The organism is Paenibacillus rubinfantis (assembly GCF_001486505.1).
In the GTDB taxonomy this organism is placed as follows: Bacteria; Bacillota; Bacilli; order Paenibacillales; family Paenibacillaceae; genus Fontibacillus; species Fontibacillus rubinfantis.
Genome location: NZ_LN909066.1, coordinates 1328823 through 1349373 on the forward strand (window position 1 = coordinate 1328823; position 20551 = coordinate 1349373).

The following is a 20551-nucleotide window of genomic DNA, read 5'->3' on the forward strand; positions in this document are numbered from 1 at the left end:
ATTTTCCTATTCCAGCTCGCTTAACACTTGCAGCGCTTCCTTGCCGCTTCCCGGTTTATAACCGGATTGCATGTAACGGATATTCCCCTCGCGGTCCAGCGCAAACAGATGCGGGAAGCCCCCGCTCCCCAGTGAGATGCCGGCATCGGTTAACCGCTGGAGCGCCGCGTGGCCGGAATCCCCCACGAACACCGTTCCTCCCGGCAAGCCTGCAGCCGAGGAGTCAGGGGGAGTCGGGGCCGGCTTGCCTTCGTCACTGCCGAGGACAAAAACAACCGGGATTCCAAGAACATCAAACGTCTCTGCGAGTTCTCCCGTTTCACGCAACAGATGCTTGGAAGGCTCCCGATCTGGCTCCAGCCAAGCGACCATCGCCCCGCGTTCTCCTTGACACAACGCCCCCAGCGTTGTCGTCGTTCCGTCCGCCCGCCACAGCGGGATCTGCGGATCGGGGGTCCCGTACACCGGGATATACAGTGAAGGAGCCGGGAAGCCAAGCATAACCTCGGTCTCCGCATACTCGGCAACCCGGCAGTACGTCATCCGTCCCAGCACGGTGCCGTCTTTTAGCCGTACACCTGAGGTGATCCGGTAATCCCCCGGCTCCACCTCAAACGCCGTATCGTACACATCGGTTTTGCCGTGTGGGTACAGCAGCGTTTTGTAGAACCCGTTCTCAAGCCGGGCGAGGGTGAAGTTCTCCATGTACGAAGCGGCCGGCGCGTCCGTACGGCCATCGTCTTCACGGCGCAAGCGCAGCCGCCCGGTATTGCGGCGCTTCTCCGCCTCCTCGCGAATCGGCCCCAGTCCGGCGTCCACCCACGCTCCGCCCGCATAATACTGCGGCTTCTGCTCACTGGGATGCAGCCTTGCCGGAATGCCGAAGCTCCGGCATAACGCGACGAACAGGATGTCCAGAGAGCCTTTGTCGGCGATCCGCAGTTGGAACGTGCCCAGCGGTCCCGCTTTGCCGCGCAGGTTCCCGGGCCCCTCGCGCAGCTCCCAGCCATCGTTCAGCAACTGGGCAATGCGGGAAGGATCCGCTTGATAGAAGGCCAGTTCCGCTTCGGTAAAGCGGGCCTGCAACGCTTTTCGGTAAGGGGTGAGCATCTCAAACAATACACGCGGGCACATCACGTACGGCACAAAGATCTCCCGGTTGTATGAATCCTTCCAAAGCAGCGATCCGGCCAAATGGTCGTCCAGCGTGTCCCGCATCGTATCGGTCAAATCCTTCTCCCGCAAACTTTCCAGCAGGAGCAGCGGCCACTCCCCGTGCTCCGAAACGCGCTCCTCCAGGAAAGCAGCGATCTCCCGGCTGTTGCCACGGGCCGGCTCCAGCACCTTCCATACCCGCTCCGCCGGTAATCCGAGTTGGACGGCAAGCTGCTCCGCGTCCGCCTCCGTCAGGAAGGTCTCCTCATAAGCCCGGCGGATTGCAGCCCCTTCAGCTACCCGCTCTTCATGACGCTGAAGCTGCTCCGCAGAGAGCGGCTCCGATTCCGGTCCGTCCAGCTCCGGCGGAGGCACCATCTCGAAATCCTCCGTTCCGATGGGCTGCTCCGATACCGCTCCGCTTAACACGACCTTAAACCGGTCGCCATCGGAGATGCGGATTTTACGTTGGCCCCAAGCCCAGGGTTCGGCTCCAACCCCGCCCTCGGTTCCGGCTCCAGCTCCGTTCCGTACGGCCCGGACGATCAGGTCGCCGTAACCCGTCGTAAACCGAACCTCGCCCCGCTCATCCGTCACCAGCTCGGCCAGCGGAAACAGCTCGGCATAGTTGTACAGCTGGAACTGCACCCTTGCTCCGGCCGCCGGCGTGCCATTCGGCTCCTTCACCTCCACGGTAATCGTGCGGGTAGGGGCATAGTTCGCCAGCAAATTCAGCTCCGCATACGGCCCGCCCTTCACGGTAATTTCCTCCGGTCCGGGATAGGTCGCCGGAACGCGGGTGTGAACCAGCATCGCCCGGCGCGCCGGCCCGCTAAACCAGCCCTGGTCCAGGCGGGCTTCCGGCTCACAGGCGCCGATGTAATGCCATGTGCCGTCGGCCCAAGCCTCAACCCAGGCATGGTTATCGTCGCAGTGCGCCCAGCGCGGCGTGTAGCACTGACGCGCGGGAATGCCGATACTGCGCAGCGCCGCGACCGCCAGCGTCGACTCCTCGCCGCAGCGCCCGCGCGCGTTGCGGATCATCCCCAGCGGCGACAAGGTGCGCAGATCGCTGCCGATGTAGGTGGCTTTTTCATGACACCAGTAATTCGCCTCGAGGATCGCCTCCGCCATCGACAATCCCGCCGTCCGCGGCCCCAGCTCGGTATAAATCACTTCGCGGAAATCCTCAAGGTTCTCGGTATTCACCCGAGCCGGCAGCACAAAATGCAAGAACAACGGATCCGGCACCCGTTCGCCCCAAGCCACCTGTTTACGTACGGCAAGCGCCTGCCGGACATGGGCCAGGAACAACGAGCCGTCGTAATCGGCCAGATCGTTCAGCGGCATATGCACGTACAGGAATTTCAAGGCCCAAGTCTCTTCCGCGGTTAAAGGTCCGTCAAATACGCCAAACAGCTCCTTCTCCCGACCCCGACCCAGCTCCCGGATCTCCGCAAACCTGCGTTCAATTTGCTCCAGCTCTTGTTCGCTCAACGAAAACGCCGGTGTCTCCACGCTCATCTACGATCGCTCCTTCCACAGTTTTCCGTCTTCCCGGATATAAAAGCTTCCACGACCGTCCGAAGCCGGCGCGGAAATCTCAAATCTCTGGCCTGCTGCCTCGATCGTCGGTCGAATGCGAAACGACTCTCTTTCTTCGGCGCTGATGAGCTCCGTGAACTCCGCCGTAAATCGGCCATGCTGGGCATAATGGTTCCGCTGCCGGTAATACAATCGGCGCAGCTCCCATTTGATGAACTCGTCCTGCGGCAGCGGGAACCCGGTTAATCCGCCGTCCGCGCAGTCTGCACCATCCGCACCACCAGCTCCTTCGGCATCTTCGTCCGCAAAGACCACATACCCCCACAGCTCGGGATAATGCATGTTCACGATCCCCTGCGGAGACCAAACCCAGTTGTCCTCGGGATAAGGCTTCCCGGTCGCCGGGTTAATTTGCTTGACGTACCGGCCATCCTGGACCTCCACTCGCCATTCCACCCGGGAAAAATTCACCCGCCAGAACTCGCCCGGCACCGGAGCGCGCCCTTCCGGCGCGCATTCGCGTAGCGCGGCCCACGGCAGCGCCACCTCTACGCTCCATAGTCGGTTCCTCGCACCCGGTTGGTTCAGCTCTCCGTCGATATACACCGCGGTGCGTAGCCCGTGAATATCCCAACCGTTCACCGGCGGCCCGCCGTCCCGATATGGCTTGACCAGCAGCAAATCCCATACCGTATTCAGCGCGTTGATTTCGAATTCATAATACAGGTGGCTGTCGCCATCCGGATCGATGAAGATTTCAAAATCGTTGTCATGAAAAATCACCGAATCCCGTTCCGTCAGCGTCGCCCAAATTTCGTCCTCCTCCATTTCGGCGGCCACGTAGAAGTATTCGTCATCCCACAGCATCTTCGCCCGCGTCCGCTTACCCGGCTTGGGCCGCAGATCGCCTTCGATATCCACGAAATCGTCGGTCCATGCGGCGGCCTCCCAGAACGGCTTGTCGATCCGCCCGTCCAGATCAAGTGGCCCGGTGATGGCCCGCTTGCAGACATAGGTTTTTGGCGCAAATTCGATCGCCGGTTCAGGCACTTCGCTGTAATTCCCCATCGTTTTCTCCTCCTGAATGATGTAAGGTCTCGGTCCCGCCACCCATCCTTACGCTAACGGACCTCAACGCCGTTATTTCGATGAAAAGCCCGGTGATCAGCATCTAACGGACCCAGTTGACCTTATTTGGCGGTTTGGAGCACCTATTCAGCCCATTCCGTGCCGATAACGGCTCTCCAGTCCGTTAAAAACCAAATTGGCGTCTTTTCCAGCCAATAAGGTCTTTCAGGTCCGTTACGACGCACATCCCCCAAGGCGGCTCCCTCCTCCCGCGCGCAGCGCACAGCGCACAGCGTCCAGCGAGGCAAAAAGCCACCCCGCCCATCACCGGATGCGCAGCACGATCGCGATCGGCGGCACTTCCCCCTGCCGCACGGCGTCCGGCAAGCGCACCGCCACCCCGCCCTCCGGCGTCGGGCGGAAGTCCAGCCCCTCGGCACCGCCAACGAGGTCGATTCGGCCGATGCCCGAGGCGGGAAGCGGCAGATGCAGTTCCTCCGCTATCCCCTCGGCGGCCTCCTCTGGCACCAATGCTAACGCGTACCTCGTCTCTCCCTTACGGGTGAAGAACACGTTTTCGGAAGCGTACGGCTCGCAAATCCGCGTGCCGTAAATCGCTTCGCCGTGCACCTTCAGCCATTCGCCTAGCCCTTTCATCCGCTCGAGCGCCGATCTCGGCAGTCGCCCGTCCGGCTGCGGCCCCACGTTCAGCGCCAGATTGCCGCCCTTTGCAACGATTTCAACGAGCAGGTGAACCAGCTCGCGAACGGATTTGTAGCTGTCGTTGAAGCTGAACGAGAACGAATGTCCCATCGTGATACAGCTCTCCCATGGGACAGTGAGCGGCCGCTCCGGCACGGTTTGCTCCGGCGTGATCAGGTTCTCGTACGGCCCGCCGACCGTCCGATCTGCGGTCAGCAGCCAAGGCTGAAGCTGCCGCGCCTTCTCCACCACCTCGCCGAGTCGGATATCCTGGTTGCGGCGAGCATTCACCCACCCGGCATCCAGCCACAGCATATCGATGCGGCCGTACTTCGTCATCAGCTCCATAATTTGCTGATGGGTAAATTGAACAAACCGTTCCCACAGCCAAGGGTACCGCTGCGGATCGTACGAGGGCCCGCGCCACATGCGGCTCCCCCGCTCCATACCCGGCGCCCAATAATACGGCGTATGCCAGTCCGCCTTGGAGAAATAAGCAGAGATCGCCAAGCCTTCGGCGCGGAATGCATCAAACAGCTCCCGGCAGATGTCCGCATAACGGTGCGTATGAAACGGACAATCCGGTCCGGTGATCCGGTAGTCGGTTGTATGGGTATCCCACATGCAGAATCCGTCATGATGCTTGGTCGTAAACGTCAAATACTTAAACCCGCCCTCGGCCGCGGCCTTCGCCCATAACTCAGGTTGAAAACGGATCGGATGAAACGTACGGTTCAAATCAAAATATTCCTGTTTAAACCGTTCCATGTCTTCCGTCCAGTCGATGTCGTTTCGGGACCAATCCCCGTCCTCGTCGCTTAACGCCCAGGACTCCACCAGTCCGAGCTGGGAGTATGGGCCCCAGTGCATCATCAGGCCCAGCTTCTGATCCTGGAACCATTCCAGGCGCTCCAGAATCACCGGATCCTCCGGCTTCACCCAATTTCGTTCGCTGCTGTAGTTGTGCACGCCTTGCTCCACCGCCGGTTCAGCCGCAAAAGGCGCCTCGGAAGGCGCCTCGGTCTGCGGCTCGGCCGATGGCTCCAGGTTCGCGATTTTCTCCTCGCTCATGGATGCCTCCTTATCTCGGTCCGAAAATGTAAAATAAACAGTTCAACATGTGAATATCAGGTTTACTGGTTCCAACGATCATAGGCGGCTTGATACACTTCGGCAACGCGATCGCTGCCCATTTTCTTCAGCTGGCTGACGTATTTGTCCCAGTTGTCGAGCGGCTCTTGGCCGGTTACGAACTTCGCTTCCATTTGCGTTACGTACGTTTTCAGGTCGGACAGCAAAGCGGATACCTCGGATTGCTCCTCCGTTGTGAGGAAGGCATTTGGGAACGGCGGCTTGCCGATCGGAGCTAACTTGGTTTGCGTTTGTTGCTCGATCCATTCATCGAACTCCGTTTTCAGGCCGTTCGTCATTTCGGCAAGATTAACACCCGGCGTCAAAATGCCGTAGTTTGGCGTAATGGTTCCGCGATAATCCTCACGTTCCTTGCCGCCAGGCACCGGCAGCCATTCCTTGACCTTGTTTTCTTTATCCTTGTACTGCCACAGCAGTCCTTCCGGACCTTGGGTCCACAAGGTTGCCCCTTCATAGCTGTATTGGTAGTCGATCCAGCGCATCGTCGCTTCCGGACTCGGGTTGCTCTTCGTAATCGCGAACGTCCCGTTGGCCGACATGCCCGGATGTTTTCCGTACACCGGCGTACCGGCGATTTCGCTGGCGACCGGCGTCATCAGCGGATGATCGGCGTTTGGCTCCCCGCCCAGTGTGAAGTATGGATGATAATCGCTGAACAAGGCGACTTGATTATTTTTACCCTTCGCTTTCTTCTGGTCGTCGGTTTGCGAGAATGTCTCGTGATCCAGCAGCTCTTCCTTCCACAAGCGGTTCATGAAAGTCAGATAACCCTTATAACCTTCCTCTTGCGGCGAATAGTGCACCTTGCCGTCCTTGTCAGCGTAGATGACCGTGTCATACATCCCCCAGAACCCGAGGAAGAACATCCGCAGATCGTCCAGCTTGACGGACGAGAGCGGGATTTCGTCCGCTTTACCGTTGCCGTTCGGGTCCTCTTCTTTCACGCGTTTCAGGTACGTATACAGCTCTTCGGTTGTCTTCGGCTCTTCCGCGTTTAACGCCTTCAGGAACTTGCCGTTATACCACATCGGGCCTCGGTACCACACCGCCGCGGTATCGATAAACGGCAGGGCATAGATATGTCCGTCCGTCGTCGTGATGTTCTTGCGTACGTCCGGGTTCTCATCAAGGATCTTCTTCAGGTTCGGCGCGTAGTTGTCGATCAGATCCTCCAGAGGAATCAGAATCCCTTGGCTGCCGTAGGTCACTTGCTCCGCCGGGGTAATGTCTGCTGCGTACAGCATGTCCGGCAGGTCGCCGCTGGCGAAGACCAGGTTTTTCTTCGTACTGAAGCTATCGATGGGCGACGTTTGGAACTCCACTTTGATCCCTGACAGCTTCTCCATCTCTTGAATGACAGGCATCGTGTTCCAATCCGCCATCCCCGCGTCGGGAGCGAACATCGTTAACGTGAGCGGTTCATCAACAATCGGAAACCCATCTTTCTTTACGCCTCCGGTGTTTTCAGAATTGGAAGCGTTCGTGCCCGAATTCGCCCCGCTCCCCGAATTGCCTGCCGTATTGCCGCCCGCCGAATTGCCGGACGAACCGCAGGCTGCCAGCAACGAGGCCAGCAGGAGCAAGCTCAAGGCTAACGCTCCGCGTCTTTTCAGCTTCTGCATGAATGAATCCTCCTTTTGAATAGGTTTTGATGTATGGCAAGATCATCCCTTGACGGAACCGATCATGACACCTTGCACAAAATAACGCTGCAGGAAAGGATACACAACGATGACGGGCAACGTGGCCACGATAATCACCGCGTATTTGACCAGGGCGGCAACTTCCGCCCGGTTGTTTAGCGCCGTCGCCGTGGCGGCATCAATGGAGCCGGTTTGCGCCGACATCTCCTGCAGGACGAGAATTTGCCGGAGTACGAGCTGCAGCGGATATTTCGCGTGATCGTTTAAATAGATCATGGCCGAGAAGTAGCTGTTCCAGTGACCTACCCCAAAGAACAACGCCATGACCGCAATAATGGGGGTCGACAAAGGCAACACGATCCGGAAAAAGAGCCTAAAATTGCTGCAACCATCGATCTCCGCTGCCTCCTGCAGCTCCTTCGGAATGTTCGATTGAAAGAACGTCCGGCACACGATGAGATTCCAAACCGAGGTGGCCCCCGGCAAAATCAAAGCCCACATGCTGTTGACCAAACCTAAGTCCTTGATCAGCAAATAAGTGGGGACCAGACCGCCGCTGAAGAACATCGTGACCATAAAGATCCCCATGAACAGGTTCCGCCCCACGAAGTCTTTGCGGCTGAGTGCGTAAGCGGCCGGGATCGTCACCGCCAGATTGACCAACGTGCCTAGCACGGTATACAGAATCGTGTTCCCGTAACCGGTCCAGATCTGCGGGTCGCGGAACACGCGCTGATATCCTTCAAAAGTGAGGCCCATCGGCCATAACCACATCTCTCCGGAAGCAACGTATTTCGGGGTGCTGACGGAGGCGCTGATGATATACAGGATAGGATAAGCGACGATCAGAAGCGCTAGAAATAGAAATACATAGTTACAGGCGAGAAATAGGCGATCTTTTCGAGTTTCTTTAATTGCCGATACCACGTTTCACACTCCTTTCTCCTACCATAGGCTGTTTTCGCTGGTGCGTCGGACGATCTGGTTGACGGTGATGAGCAGGATCGCATTTACAACGGAGTTGAACAAGCCAACCGCCGTGGAGAAGCTGTACTGCGCATCCAGCAAGCCTGATCGGTAGACGAAGGTTGAGATGACGTCGGAGGATTCCATGTTCAGCGGGTTTTGCAGCAGCAGGATTTTCTCAAATCCCACGCCCAGCAGGCTGCCCATATTCAGAATCATCAGGATCGTGATCGTCGGCAAAATCGCCGGAATATTGATGTAGCGAATCCGCTGCATCCGCGAGGCTCCATCGAGAATCGCCGCTTCGTGCAATCCCGGATCTACGCCGGTCAACGCGGCCAGATAAATAATCGTCCCCCAGCCGGTGCCCTGCCACACGTCGGAGAAGACGTACACGGTTTTAAACCAGCGGGGATCGGTCAGAAAATCGGGAGGCGTAAACCCAAACGCTTCGATCACATTGACGATCATCCCCGTTGAAGGCGTCAGGAACGTAATAATCATCCCCGCCATGACGACCATCGAGATAAAATGCGGCGCATAAGTTACGGTCTGTACCGTACGTTTGAAAAAACCGTCCTTCACCTCGTTAAAAGCGAGAGCCAGGATAATCGGAAGCGGGAACCCAACGGCCAGGCCGTAAAGACTGATGCCCAGCGTGTTCCACATCAGATCCCAGAAATAATAAGAATTAAAGAAGCGGACGAAATGGTCGAAGCCGACCCAGGGACTGCCCAGAATCCCGTTTACGGGAATAAAGTTTTTAAAAGCGATCTGAATCCCGTACATCGGCACGTAACTGAAAATCAGAATACTTAATAGTGCAGGTGCGATAAAAATGTACAGTTGCCAATTCCGGAGGATCTTTTTCCTGAGTTTTATTTTCGTAGCGAACGGGGGCACGGGCCTGGTGTCAATGACGGTTGGCGCGCTTTTCTGCATCGGCGACTCCTCCTTTTTTTCTGAAGTGTACCGGAGCCCCGAACCCGCGTAAATATGTCATTTTGCTTCACACGAACAAAACGGCGAAGCAAATTTTACAAATCACTTGATTTTCATGTCATTAAAGTTAACATAAACTTGTCCCGAACCAGAAGTGGGAATGTGTATTTTTTTACCGACAATGTCCCGAGCCAACAGGCTAAACCCGCGGTGTACAGGCCCCGGCAAGCAAAAATGACATGTTCCTTCCGGGAGTCCCGATACTTTCTTCCCTTGCGTTATCCGGCATTCTCCTTTACATTTTATATAAAAAAATAGAGCGGACAGGGGGCAGACGCAAAGTGAAGCTGAATTATTTCAAGTCCAAGCTTTTTCAAAAATACACCTGGTCTTACTTGTTCATGCTGCTGGTTCCACTTGCATTGTTATCGGTCTTCATCTATAACAGCGCGGTCCGCAATCTCCGCTCCGAAATCGAACAATCCCATTTGAATCAGCTGTCTCAGGCCAAGACGATCGTCGACACCCATGTGAAGCAATTAAGCGACATCGCTTCACGGGTTGCTTACGATGTACAGCTGGCCCGCTACCGCGTACACGACCCGTATTACAGCCTGGAAGCGATCAATGCGCTCAAAAATTACAAAGCGACCAGCCCGATTATCGGAGAAATGTTCCTGTACTTCCATGGGGATGAGAGGATTTATTCCACCGCCGGAATGACGAGCCTGGACGTGTTTCACGAACATTATCATTTTCTGGACTGGGAAGGTCCCAAACTGGTCGAGGACCTGAACTCGGTCAAATTTCCCGTGATTCAACCCACCGAAATGCGGAACCAAAATGGAACGATGCAGCAGTCCGTGCTAGCTTATCTCGTCCCGATCACCCCAAACAACCCGAATCCGCATGGGACGTTAATGTACTTAATCCAGAAATCGGAACTAACCGGACTCATCGATACGATTCTGGGCAACTATGAAGGCTCTTCCTATATTTTTGATAACACCGGCCGCGTGATGGCCTCCAAGAACAATCAAGAACAACCGCTCCCGGCCGCGGACCTGCAAAAATTGGTTACGCTTACAACCGGCATCCACAGCGTAGATTTAGGCGGGGTCTCGCATTCGGTCGTTTCGGTTAAATCGGACACGAATGGATGGGAATACGTCACCTTGATGCCAAGCTCGCAGTTCCTCGGCAGCGTGCTGCACCTGCGCAGCTTGATGATCCTGCTCTTAACGGTGCTGGTCATCGTCGGAACCGCAGCGGCTCTGATCTTGGCCCGGCGCCAGTTCCATCCCATCCTCGATCTCGTGGAGTTCGCCGATTCGAAATCGAAATCCGCGGGGCCGGCTGCCGTACCGCGAAAGGCCGGTAACGAACTGGACCGTATCCGCACGGCATTGCAGGAATACAGCTCGCGTGCCGATTTACAGGAGCCGTATGCGCGCAACCATTTTCTATTGATGCTGCTGAAATACGGGAACGCCCGCACCCTCGTGCCTCAACTGTTGAACTCGCTTGAGATCAACCTGTCCCGAACTCATTATTTCGCTATGGTTATCGGCCGCGATGAGACGGCCAAAAGCCGGCTGGACAGCCATGATTGGCAAGCGATGATCGGGCGACTGGCCGCGGCGGAGATTCCCGAATACGGTGCAAGCCTGTATAGCGTCGAGCTGCCTAAGCCGGGGCAGATCGCGCTGATCGTTGGCTTCGATAAGGTCGACTCCTGGTCGGGGCCTGACCAGTTCCGCCGAATCGTCCACCGCGTCCATGACGATCTCCTGGAGCGGTACCGCATCGACCCTGTGATCGGCGTTGGTACTTATTACAACGATCCCGATCAATTGAATCAATCGTTTATCGAAGCCTGCTCGGCCTTCGAATCGCGGATGTTTGCCGGACACGGCAGCATCACGTTTTTTGAGAAGCTGTCCCATGCGCCGGGCGAAACGTCCTGGGTGCCGAAGAACGAGCTGCTGAAGTTGTCCCAAAGCTTGAAGCAAGGCAGCTACGAGGTCGCCGCTCAAACGATCGACGAGGCGATGAATGTGCTGCGGAACCCGGATTTGACCGTCGAAATGAAGCGCTGTATCAGCTTTGACATCTTAAACGCGATTTTGCGCACGGGGATGGAGCTGGGGGTTCGCGATTGGACGCCCGATATCCCGGGGTCCGATGCGTTTAATTCTCTGCAGGAGCTGGAGCGCCATTTCCTTCGACTCGCCTCGCGGATCTGTGAGCTGGCCCTGCAAAACGAACGCAAGGAAGAGCATTCCCTGATGGACCGGATCATCGCCTATATCGACAGCAACTACATGGACCACGCGTTAAGCCTGGAGGCGATCTCCTGCAAATATTCGATCTCGGTTTCCTATTTCAGCCGTTCCTTCAAAGACCAGATGGGCATTAACTTCGTCCAATACATCTGGCAAAAACGAATGATGGCCGTCATGAACGATCTGACGTCCACCAATGATCCGCTGAAGGATATCATCCAACGGGTCGGTTATCTCGACACGCCTAACTTCATTCGCAAGTTCAAGAAGGAAACCGGCCTGACTCCAGGCCAATACCGCAAGCTGTATTCGCCGGCGGAGCCAAATGATCCACCGTTATCGAATTCGGCGGATGTCGGGTAAAGACCGTTGTTCTGCAGAAGCAGGACGCCAAGAACGCGAAGAAGGCTGCCTAAGCTTAAGTGCTTGGGCAGCCTTTTTTTGGATTCCTCGTTTTATTTTCCGCAGCATTTCTTGTATTTCAATCCGCTTCCGCAAGGGCAAGGTTCGTTGCGGCCAATCTTGGTCGAACGGGCCTGCTTCACGACATGCCCGCGAATGGAGGCGATCTCCGCCGTTGGAGTCCCGGGACTCTCCTGCATCCGGCGCAGCTCGTCCAACGTATGTCCGGCATGGGACCACATGCGGGTATGGTCATAGACATCAGTGATCAGCGCGACGGTTTGTTTCGCCTGTTGTTGGGAGGTAAAGTCCAGATCCCGTCGCTCAAACTCGTAAAGCAGATCCTCCAGGGAGGCTTCCATCGAGCAGCCAAGCTGGATGTCGTCTACCAGGTATTCCGCGCTTTCTTGGTCCAGCCGGAAATCCTTCGTGACATGCTCCCGCAGCGCCGCAAGTTGCGGAGTTATCTCGAAGTAGTCGTGATCCGCATATTTGAACAGCTCCTGTTGGTCCGGCACATAGTAAGGTTTTCCTTGCACCTTTTCCATAAGAGCGTCAAATTCTTTATCTTCCATGTCCAACGAGGCGATGGTTCCCTGCCGCAGCTCGAAATACTGATCTGTCCGTACGAGAAATCCTTCAAGCTGCTGCAGCAATTCCTCTTCGGTGACGGGCGCTTGGCTGTTCTGGGCGTTAAAGATCTCAACCAGCTTCGCCGGGGCGATGAATCCGTATAGATTCACCGCCGCCATGAGGTAAGTGTAAAGCAGTTGGCTTCTTTGCAGCGCCTGTCGGAAAGCCGGTTGATCCAGCTTCTGGAAGGTCGCTTGCACTTCGTCCGGAATCACCAAATGCAGCCGATTGTCGGCAAAAAAGGTAAACAGCAAGCCGCGATCCAGGAAGTAATAGTAGTAGCCAAAAGGCGTCGCGTTGCTGGGTTGATAGGAACCGTCCAGCAGCGAGTTGAACAGCTCCCATTCCTTGGGCCGGCTGTTCAGTAAGGCCGCTTGAAGCGTCTCGGCATCCGCAATGCTGTCCTGCACGGCGGCAACCAGCTCCTCCTTCTTCATCTTGGAGCGCCCGGAGATATTATAGACGGAGGCTAACGCAGCCAACCTGGTTTTGGTTAGGCTTGGCAAGATATCCGCCAAACGTTGCATCTTCTCGCCGATGATGGCGTGTTTGATGTTGTTTTCCTCCAGCAGTTGATTGGTCTCATCATTCATTGTAAAAACTACTCCTTCTTCATATCATTCAAACGGATATTTCAGCCCCCACTGCCCGCGGATCTGATCCATCAGACGCAGAATGGCCAGCGATTCATCCAGCGGGATGTCACTGCTTTCGGTTAACCCGGCGCTCAGTGCCCGGCCAACCGCTTCCGCTTCATAAGCATATCCTTTAAAGGTTCGGTCATCGGTGACCGTCTCCGGTTCCTCCCCATCGACGTACAATGTAGCCGTGGTCGCGTTCAGGAACCCGGGAACGTAAATCTTGCCGTTTGTCCCATGGATATAGGCGTCGTTGCCGATCGCCAGCCGAACGGCCCCATTCAGCGAGGCAACAGCACCATTATTGTAGGTTAACAGCACGGAAAAATGTTCGTCAACCCCAGTCTCTCCAAGATGGGCTGTGCTTTGAACGTGCTGCGGATGCGGACCCAACACCATCGATGCGAACGAAATCGGATAAATCCCGGCATCCAGCAGCGCCCCGCCGCCGAGCTCGGGGTTCAACAGCCGCCCGGCCGGATCCCAGCCGACGCGGAAACCGAAGTCGGCTTTCACCAGCCGCACCTCGCCAATCCGTCCCGCCGCCAACCATTCCCGTACGCGGCGAATGACCGGCAGGAACCGCGTCCACATCGCTTCCATCAGAAACAGCTTGCGTTCGCGCGCGTAAGCGACCAATTCCTCCAACTCGGTGCTGTTGACCGTAAACGGCTTTTCACATAGAACCGCTTTTCCCGCCCGCAGCGCGGTCAGGACGTTCTCCTTATGGTAAGGATGCGGCGTCGCCACATAAACGGCGTCCACCTCCGGGTCGGCGACCAGCTCCTCATAGCTTCCATACGCCTTCGAAATTCCAAACTTCTCGGCGAACGCCTTAGCCTTCTCCAGGTTCCTCGAGCCGATCGCATAAGCTTCCCCGTTCTTTGCGTAAGCCAGGTCCCCCGCAAACGATTCAGCAATGCCGCCGGCCGCCAGTATTCCCCACTTGATTGTCGCCTCTCCCATCGATCCTTCCTCCTTCGTCGCGATGATTACATAGATTAATTATACCTATTTACGGGGAATGAGGAAACGGAGCGGATGGGAGCGGGCAGGAATGCTGCACTCCGTACAACCTTTTCGATCCAAACGGCTGCATCAATGGCCCGCGTTCCGCGCTCTGTTCCTGCCTCCCGATATGTTATAATCAGGAAGCGCGGGACGAAGCCTTGCATTGGCCCGCAAATTCGCGAGTTGAGAGGTTGGGCAGCATGCTGACGTTTGAGCAGAAATTGGAAGTTTTTCAGTCCTTTCCCGAGCTGGAGCAACGCAACGTATCGCTGGGTCGGGTTAATTTTCACTATGAAGGCAGCGCTTATGATAAAAAAACGGTCGTCTACCACCTGCACCCGAACGGGAACGGTTATGTTTACGCCGGGCTGCTGGACGGTTACGAGACCGATGATAAAGGGTTTGTCAACATCCGGGACCTGACGGAGCCGGAGCTGCGCCGTCTGGTAAGAGAATCGATCAACGTTATGTCCATCCGTCAGGACGGAGAGACCGGTTCGCGTCCGGTAACCGCGGAGACGCCTGCCCGCAGCGCATCGCCAGGAGGCGTGTGGACCAATGCCAAAGGCGAGCAGCTGACGCTTAAATACGAAGATGACCTTTGGTATATCTACTCCGGCCTGAGCTTGGAGATGGCCTTCGAAACCCGTGAGGAAGCCGGCGAATATTTGGCGGAGGAAGGTTTTTCCCCGGTAAAAGGGTAACCAAAGCGCCCCACTTTAACAGTTTTAACAAATTAAATAGCCCAAAACCTAAACGACCATGCCCTTCTGGGGGATGGTTTTTTTAATTATGCCAAAAAAAGTTTGAATTTGTTCAATAAATTGTTTGATTTTTGACACAAAATGTTCAATAATTAAGTTAGACACAAATTGTTCACAATTTGATTGGCCAGTGAAATGTAAAGGAGCGAATCCTCATGTGGCAACCGGAGAAATTGAAAGGTAACGCGTTTCTGTGGATTATCGGACTAGGCACGTTTTATGCGGTGTTCTACACGGTATTTACTCTTCTCTCGATTCACGGTCAATAAGTCCGCTTTTGTAACCGCTGCCATGGGCGGTAGGACTTCGAACTCGTCCGATCCCGCGCCATGACGATAACGATAGCTCTGCCCTATACCATCCCCCCATGCCGCCTAGTCGTCGGGATTCTTCCCGCGCGAAGCGGTGTTTTTGTTTTTGCTGGGGTGGGAAAGCAAGGTATAATACGTTACGTGGCCTCTGTCAGCCATCACCAACCGAACCAAAGGAGTTTTACCCTTGAAAAATTTGCTCGTCACCGGTTACCGCGCCCATGAGCTCGGCATCTACAACCAGAAGCACCAAGGCATCCCTTATATCCGCCAAGCCATCGCCAATCGCCTGATTCCCTTACTGGAAGAAGGGCTGGAATGGGTGATCACTCCCGGCCAATATGGCGTTGACCTATGGGCATGCGAAGCCGTGTTCGACTTGAAGCAGCGCTACCCGCAGCTGAAATGCTCGATTATCACCGCCTATAGCCATCAAGAGGAGAAATGGAGCGACGAGAAAAAAGACTACTATACACAAATCCTTCGCCAAGTCGACCATTATGCAGCAGCCAGCAAGGAATCCTACATCGGCCCCTGGCAGTTCACCGGACGGGACGAGCTGTTGTTCCGCAAGACCGACGGCATCCTGCTCGTCTATGACGAGGATGCGGGCGAGGCAAGCCCAAAATTTTTCAAAGAACGGGCCCTAAAAAAGCAAGCCAAAGACGGCTACGTCTACATCAACATCGGCTCCGAAGAAATTCAAGCGATCGCAAACGACGAACAGGAGCGGGCTTATCTGGACAGCGACATCCGTCCGGAGGAATCGGATCCGGCCTGACCCTCCATCGGTACATGTCCACATCATACATCTCCACGTACTCGCATCATCTTAACGCCACATCCTACTTGTCTACTTTCCTACTTCTCTGCAACGCGACTTCTACACGGCTCCCCTTCCCTGCAACGCGACTTCCGCACAGCTCCCCTTCCCTGCAACGCGACTTCCGCACAGCTGCGCTTCCCCACACCCTACAACGCAATCCCCCCCCTTCCTACCCTACAACCTCTCTTTACACTTTTACACTTTTACACTTTTACGACCTCCACCGTTCCTTCCCCCGTACTTCGACACCTAATGCTCCCTTTGTCACCTTCCACCCGCCTTCGGACTACACTAGTAGCATGAAAATCGCTTTCAGCACAGCAAGAGGCTTGCATAGCAAAGGAGGTATTCCCATGAGCGAACAGCAGCTCCCTACCGTTGCTTATTTCAGCATGGAGTACGGTCTTCATTCCGATTTTAAAATGTACGCCGGAGGACTTGGCATCCTGGCCGGTGATTTCATCAAAGGAGCCAAAGATATCGGCGCTCCGCTTGTCGGCATCGGCATCAAGTGGAAGCAAGGTTATACGGACCAGCGGATCGGCGAGGATGGACGGCCTTACGATACGTTTAGCGATCACCACTACGATTTTCTCGAGGATACCGGCGTAACCGTTACAGTAACGATCAAAAACACCGAAATCCCCTGCAAGGTTTGGAAAACTGAGCAATTTGGCAACAATCCACTCTATTTGCTAGATACCGACCTTCCGGAGAGTGGCAACGGCTGGATTACCGCGCGCTTATATGGCGGCGGCTTTGGCGAGGAGCGCATTGCCCAGGAAATTGTGCTTGGCATCGGGGGCGTGAAGGCACTTCGCGCGTTAGGGATTCCCGTCGAGGTCTATCATTTCAATGAAGGGCACGCCGCCTTGGCTGCCACGGAACTAATCCGCGAAAAGATGCAAACCGGCCTCACCTTCGAATCGGCCTGGCGGGATACCCGTGAGTCGGTCGTCTTCACGACCCATACGCCGGTCAAGGAAGGCAACGAAGCCCATGGGCTGGATCTCCTGGAGGCGATGTCCGCTTATAACGGGTTAAGCCGTGACCAGATGGAGCGGATCGGCGGCAACCCGTTTAACATGACCGTCGCCGGGCTGCGGCTCGCGCGCCGCGCTAACGCCGTGGCCGCGCTGCATGCGGAAACCGCAAACCACATGTGGAAGGACGTGGCCGGACGCGCGGAGATCATCGGGATCACCAACGCGATCCACCTGCCGACCTGGGCCGATCCGCGGATGCTCCGCGCGTATGAGGAGGACGGCGATGTATGGGCCGTGCATATGGAGTTAAAGCGCGAGCTAATCGGTTTGATCCGCGAGCGCTCGGGAGCTGAGTTGGACCCGGGTCGGCTGCTGATCGGGTTCTCACGCCGGGCCGCGCCGTATAAGCGGAGCGACCTGATCTTTTCCCGGCCGGACCTGATTGGCCCGTATCTCGAATCCGGCCGAATTCAGCTCGTATTCTCGGGTAAAGCCCATCCGAACGACGAAACCGGCAAACAGATCGTCAGCAACTTGGTGGCGATGATGCGACGGTACCCCCGCAGCGTCGTGTTCTTGGAGAACTACGACATGACGATCGGCGCCAAGCTGACCCGCGGCGCGGACGTCTGGCTAAACAACCCGCGCCGGCCGCTGGAAGCAAGCGGCACCTCGGGGATGAAAGCCGCCGTCAACGGCGTGCTGAATTGCTCGGTGCTCGACGGCTGGTGGCCGGAGGCCTGCCTGGACGGCGAGAACGGCTGGCAGATCGGCAGCGGCTTCGAGTCGGCCGACCCGGGCGAACTGGACCGCCACGACGGTGAAGCGCTCTACGACACGCTGCTGCACCGCGTCGTGCCGACCTACTACGAGGATCGCCCCCGCTGGGTACAGATGATGCGGCGCAGCATCGAAACCACCCGCGAGGCGTTTTCGACCAAGCGCATGCTGGAGGAGTATTACCGGAAGTTGTATATGCGGTGAATGTGAATGTGGCGATTGGATTGCAGCGGCTGCCGTGAAAGTGAATGTGGCGGCGATTGCTGTAAATAGGATGAGTATGAGCGTTGCGAAAGTGTAGTTACGGTAAATTTGTGAGTGCGTCGAGAACTGTAGGTGCGGTGAATGTTAGTGTAGCGATTGGATTGCTGCGGATGCCGTGAAAATAATGTGGCGGTGATTGCTGTAGATACGATGAATATGAGCGTTGCGAAAGTGTAGTTGCGGTAAATTTGTGAGTGCGTCGAGAGCTTGTAGGTGCGGTGAATGTTAGTGTGGCGGGGGCAGTGGATGTGGCGGATGAAGCAGCAACGCGGTGCGATGGGCTCTTCCTTGCACCGTTCCTTTTTAAGGGTGGATGCGGACCCCCTCCTCTCTCCGCGCCGAATGTATTCGAAAATTCGAATACATTTATGCGATTTTGGGCGGTTTTGTCGCAATGTATATGAAATTTCATATAGATCGGCACACTTTCGAGAGTTTTGGCCCAAATCTATATGAAAAACCGAATACATTCCGGATTTTTCGTCGCTCGCGCCAATTTATATATGAAATTTCGAATACAATTTCGTTAAACGTGATACGGCGATTGCTGTAGACGCGGCGAATGAATGTGAGCGTTGCAAAAGTGTGATGCGGTGAATAGGAGTGTGGCGGAACTATTGTGGCGGAGGTTGTAGATACGTTAAATGTTATTTTGGTGGAAGCTGTGAATATGGTGGATGAAGCAAACAGCGCGGTGCGAGGGGTTCTTCCTTGCACCGTTCCTTTTTCAGGATGGATGCGGTCCTCCCTCCTCTCTCCGCACCAAATGTATGCGAAAAACCGAATACATTTATGCGTTTTCGGCGGTTTTATCGCAATGTATATGAAATTTCATATATATCGGCACACTTTTGGGAGTTTTGGCTCAAATCTATATGAAAAACCGAATACATTCCGGATTTTTCGTCGCTCGCGCCAATTTATATATGAAATTTCGAATACAATTCCGATATTACATAAAGAAACCACGATTACTACCATACATAAAAGGAGAAACCATCTTGATGAACCGAAGTAGAATCACTCGCACTAGCACAGGCACCAAAACTAGTATGAGCACCAGCACCAGCGCCAGCACCAGCGCCAGCACCAGCGCCAGCACCAGCATGAGCACCAGCAGTATGAGCACCAGCGCCAGCATGAACACCAGCATGAGCACCAGCAGTATGAGCACCAGCACCACCAGTAACATCAGCACTACCACTAGCACTACTACCCGAACGCCCCTGCGCAGCCTGGCAAAACGCCTGCTGCCTCTGGGGCTCGCCCTAGTCTGCCTGCTCTCCGGCGGCAGCAGCTGGGCCGGCGCCCCCGCGACGGCCTAGATGACGGCGGGGGCTTGGAACTGTCTTTAAAACACACCTAGAGGTGTATAAGGGACAGGCCGCAAGCACCGCGGCGCCGGCCAAAAACGTCGTCCTGCTGGATGCCTCCAGCGGACATGCCTTCGTGCCCAGCCGGGCATTAAATGGACTGGATGGCATCCAGATCCAGTGGGACGCGGCCCGGCAGCAGCTAACGATCGCGCAGGGCGAAGCCACGTCCGCGATCCTCAAGATCGGCTCCGCCAACGCCGTGGTCAACGGCGAGGCGGTCACCCTCAACGAGGCGCCGTTCTCCGAAGCCGGCGCGACCTACGTGCCGCTGCAGTTCGTCAGCGCCACGTTCCAGTTGCCGGCGGAATGGGACAAGACCGCCGGCTCCATTACCCTGGGTCAAGGCGATGCTCCCTTGACCCTGCCGTACGCGAACCGCGGCGCAACCAGCAGCGCCGGCGCCTCAAAAGCGATCGTCAGCGCGCGCAAGACGTTTAAGGTTGGCGGACGCTCCTTCTCCGTGCAGATGGTCACCATCTCGCTGATGGATCCCAAGGTCCACCTGAAGGTAGCGCTCGCCGGGGACAAGGTTGGCAAAGTCGAGGAGCTAAGCAGCCTCGCCAAGCGCCATAAAGCCATCGTCGCCGTCAACGGCACGTTTTTCAACGCTTATACGAATGACGCGTATAAAGCCCCGTATGGCTACATCGTCAACGGCGGCGAGCTGAAGCTGAAAGACTCCGGCGACAAGCGCACCATCTTCACCTATGACGCCAATCTGCTGGCACGATTGATCCCCGGTGCGGACTTCAACGAAGTCTTTGCTGCAGGCACGATGGAGGGAGCGCTCCAAGCCGGGCCGCGCCTCGTGGTTAATGGCAAAGTCGCCGTTGACGTCAAGGCGGAGGGCTTCAAGGATCCAAAAATCCTCACCGGAGGTGGTGCCCGCAGCGCCTTAGGCCTTACGCGTGATCATAAGCTGATCCTGCTGACCTCCGGCGGCGCAACGATTCCCCAACTGGCGGAAATCATGAAGCAAGCCGGTGCCTACCAAGCGATGAACCTCGACGGCGGCGCTTCCAGCGGCCTTTATTACAACGGCAAGTACCTGACCCAGCCAGGCCGCAAAATCAGCAACGCGCTGATCGTTACCTACCAATAA

General features: G+C 56.0%; 14 protein-coding genes. 5 read left to right on the forward strand and 9 right to left on the reverse strand.

Annotated features, from left to right (window positions below):
- Positions 1-6 precede the first annotated feature (6 nt).
- The 6 genes from BN3277_RS23600 to BN3277_RS23625 form a co-directional block, all read right to left on the reverse strand.
- Positions 7-2679 (reverse strand): transglutaminase domain-containing protein, encoded by a 2673-nt coding sequence (locus BN3277_RS23600; protein WP_059046877.1) that lies wholly within the window; start codon positions 2677-2679, stop codon positions 7-9.
- Complete coding sequence (locus BN3277_RS23605; RefSeq protein WP_059046879.1) at positions 2680-3768, reverse strand: carbohydrate-binding family 9-like protein; 1089 nt, start codon at positions 3766-3768, stop codon at positions 2680-2682.
- A gap of 324 nt (positions 3769-4092) precedes the next feature.
- Positions 4093-5541: an alpha-L-fucosidase gene (locus BN3277_RS23610; RefSeq protein WP_059046881.1), complete on the reverse strand. Its 1449-nt coding sequence runs from the start codon at positions 5539-5541 to the stop codon at positions 4093-4095.
- A 62-nt stretch (positions 5542-5603) separates the two neighbouring features.
- The gene (locus BN3277_RS23615) at positions 5604-7244 is read right to left on the reverse strand and encodes an extracellular solute-binding protein (RefSeq protein WP_059046883.1); all 1641 of its coding nucleotides are present in this window, start codon (positions 7242-7244) and stop codon (positions 5604-5606) included.
- A 42-nt stretch (positions 7245-7286) separates the two neighbouring features.
- Entirely contained in the window at positions 7287-8192 is a 906-nt protein-coding gene (locus BN3277_RS23620; protein ID WP_059046885.1) for a carbohydrate ABC transporter permease, read from the reverse strand.
- An 18-nt stretch (positions 8193-8210) separates the two neighbouring features.
- The gene (locus tag BN3277_RS23625; RefSeq protein ID WP_089153386.1) at positions 8211-9173 is read right to left on the reverse strand and encodes an ABC transporter permease; all 963 of its coding nucleotides are present in this window, start codon (positions 9171-9173) and stop codon (positions 8211-8213) included.
- A 341-nt stretch (positions 9174-9514) separates the two neighbouring features.
- Here BN3277_RS23625 and BN3277_RS23630 point away from each other — a divergent pair, with 341 nt between their 5' ends.
- Positions 9515-11821 (forward strand): helix-turn-helix domain-containing protein, encoded by a 2307-nt coding sequence (locus BN3277_RS23630; protein WP_059046887.1) that lies wholly within the window; start codon positions 9515-9517, stop codon positions 11819-11821.
- 92 nt (positions 11822-11913) lie between these two features.
- Here the strand turns inward: BN3277_RS23630 and BN3277_RS23635 are convergent, their stop codons facing one another.
- Positions 11914-13086: a YecA family protein gene (locus tag BN3277_RS23635; RefSeq protein ID WP_059046889.1), complete on the reverse strand. Its 1173-nt coding sequence runs from the start codon at positions 13084-13086 to the stop codon at positions 11914-11916.
- 24 nt (positions 13087-13110) lie between these two features.
- The gene (locus tag BN3277_RS23640) at positions 13111-14097 is read right to left on the reverse strand and encodes a Gfo/Idh/MocA family protein (RefSeq protein ID WP_059046891.1); all 987 of its coding nucleotides are present in this window, start codon (positions 14095-14097) and stop codon (positions 13111-13113) included.
- 245 nt (positions 14098-14342) lie between these two features.
- Between BN3277_RS23640 and BN3277_RS23645 the strand changes: the two genes are divergently transcribed.
- From BN3277_RS23645 to glgP, 3 genes are all read left to right on the forward strand, one after another.
- Positions 14343-14846, forward strand: coding sequence for a hypothetical protein (locus tag BN3277_RS23645; protein ID WP_059046893.1), 504 nt, complete (start codon positions 14343-14345; stop codon positions 14844-14846).
- Positions 14847-15404: 558 nt separating this feature from the next.
- Positions 15405-15998 (forward strand): SLOG family protein, encoded by a 594-nt coding sequence (locus BN3277_RS23650; protein ID WP_059046895.1) that lies wholly within the window; start codon positions 15405-15407, stop codon positions 15996-15998.
- A gap of 398 nt (positions 15999-16396) precedes the next feature.
- On the forward strand, positions 16397-18013 hold the full coding sequence (gene glgP / locus BN3277_RS23655; RefSeq protein ID WP_059046897.1) for an alpha-glucan family phosphorylase: 1617 nt from the start codon (positions 16397-16399) through the stop codon (positions 18011-18013).
- Positions 18014-19025: 1012 nt separating this feature from the next.
- On the opposite strand, the gene BN3277_RS23660 is transcribed toward glgP, so the two are convergent.
- Positions 19026-19265, reverse strand: a complete 240-nt coding sequence (locus BN3277_RS23660) for a hypothetical protein (protein WP_059046899.1) — start codon at positions 19263-19265, stop codon at positions 19026-19028.
- Between the two features lie 176 nt (positions 19266-19441).
- On the opposite strand from BN3277_RS23660, the gene BN3277_RS23665 reads away from it, so the two are divergent.
- Positions 19442-20551: a phosphodiester glycosidase family protein gene (locus tag BN3277_RS23665; RefSeq protein ID WP_059046901.1), complete on the forward strand. Its 1110-nt coding sequence runs from the start codon at positions 19442-19444 to the stop codon at positions 20549-20551.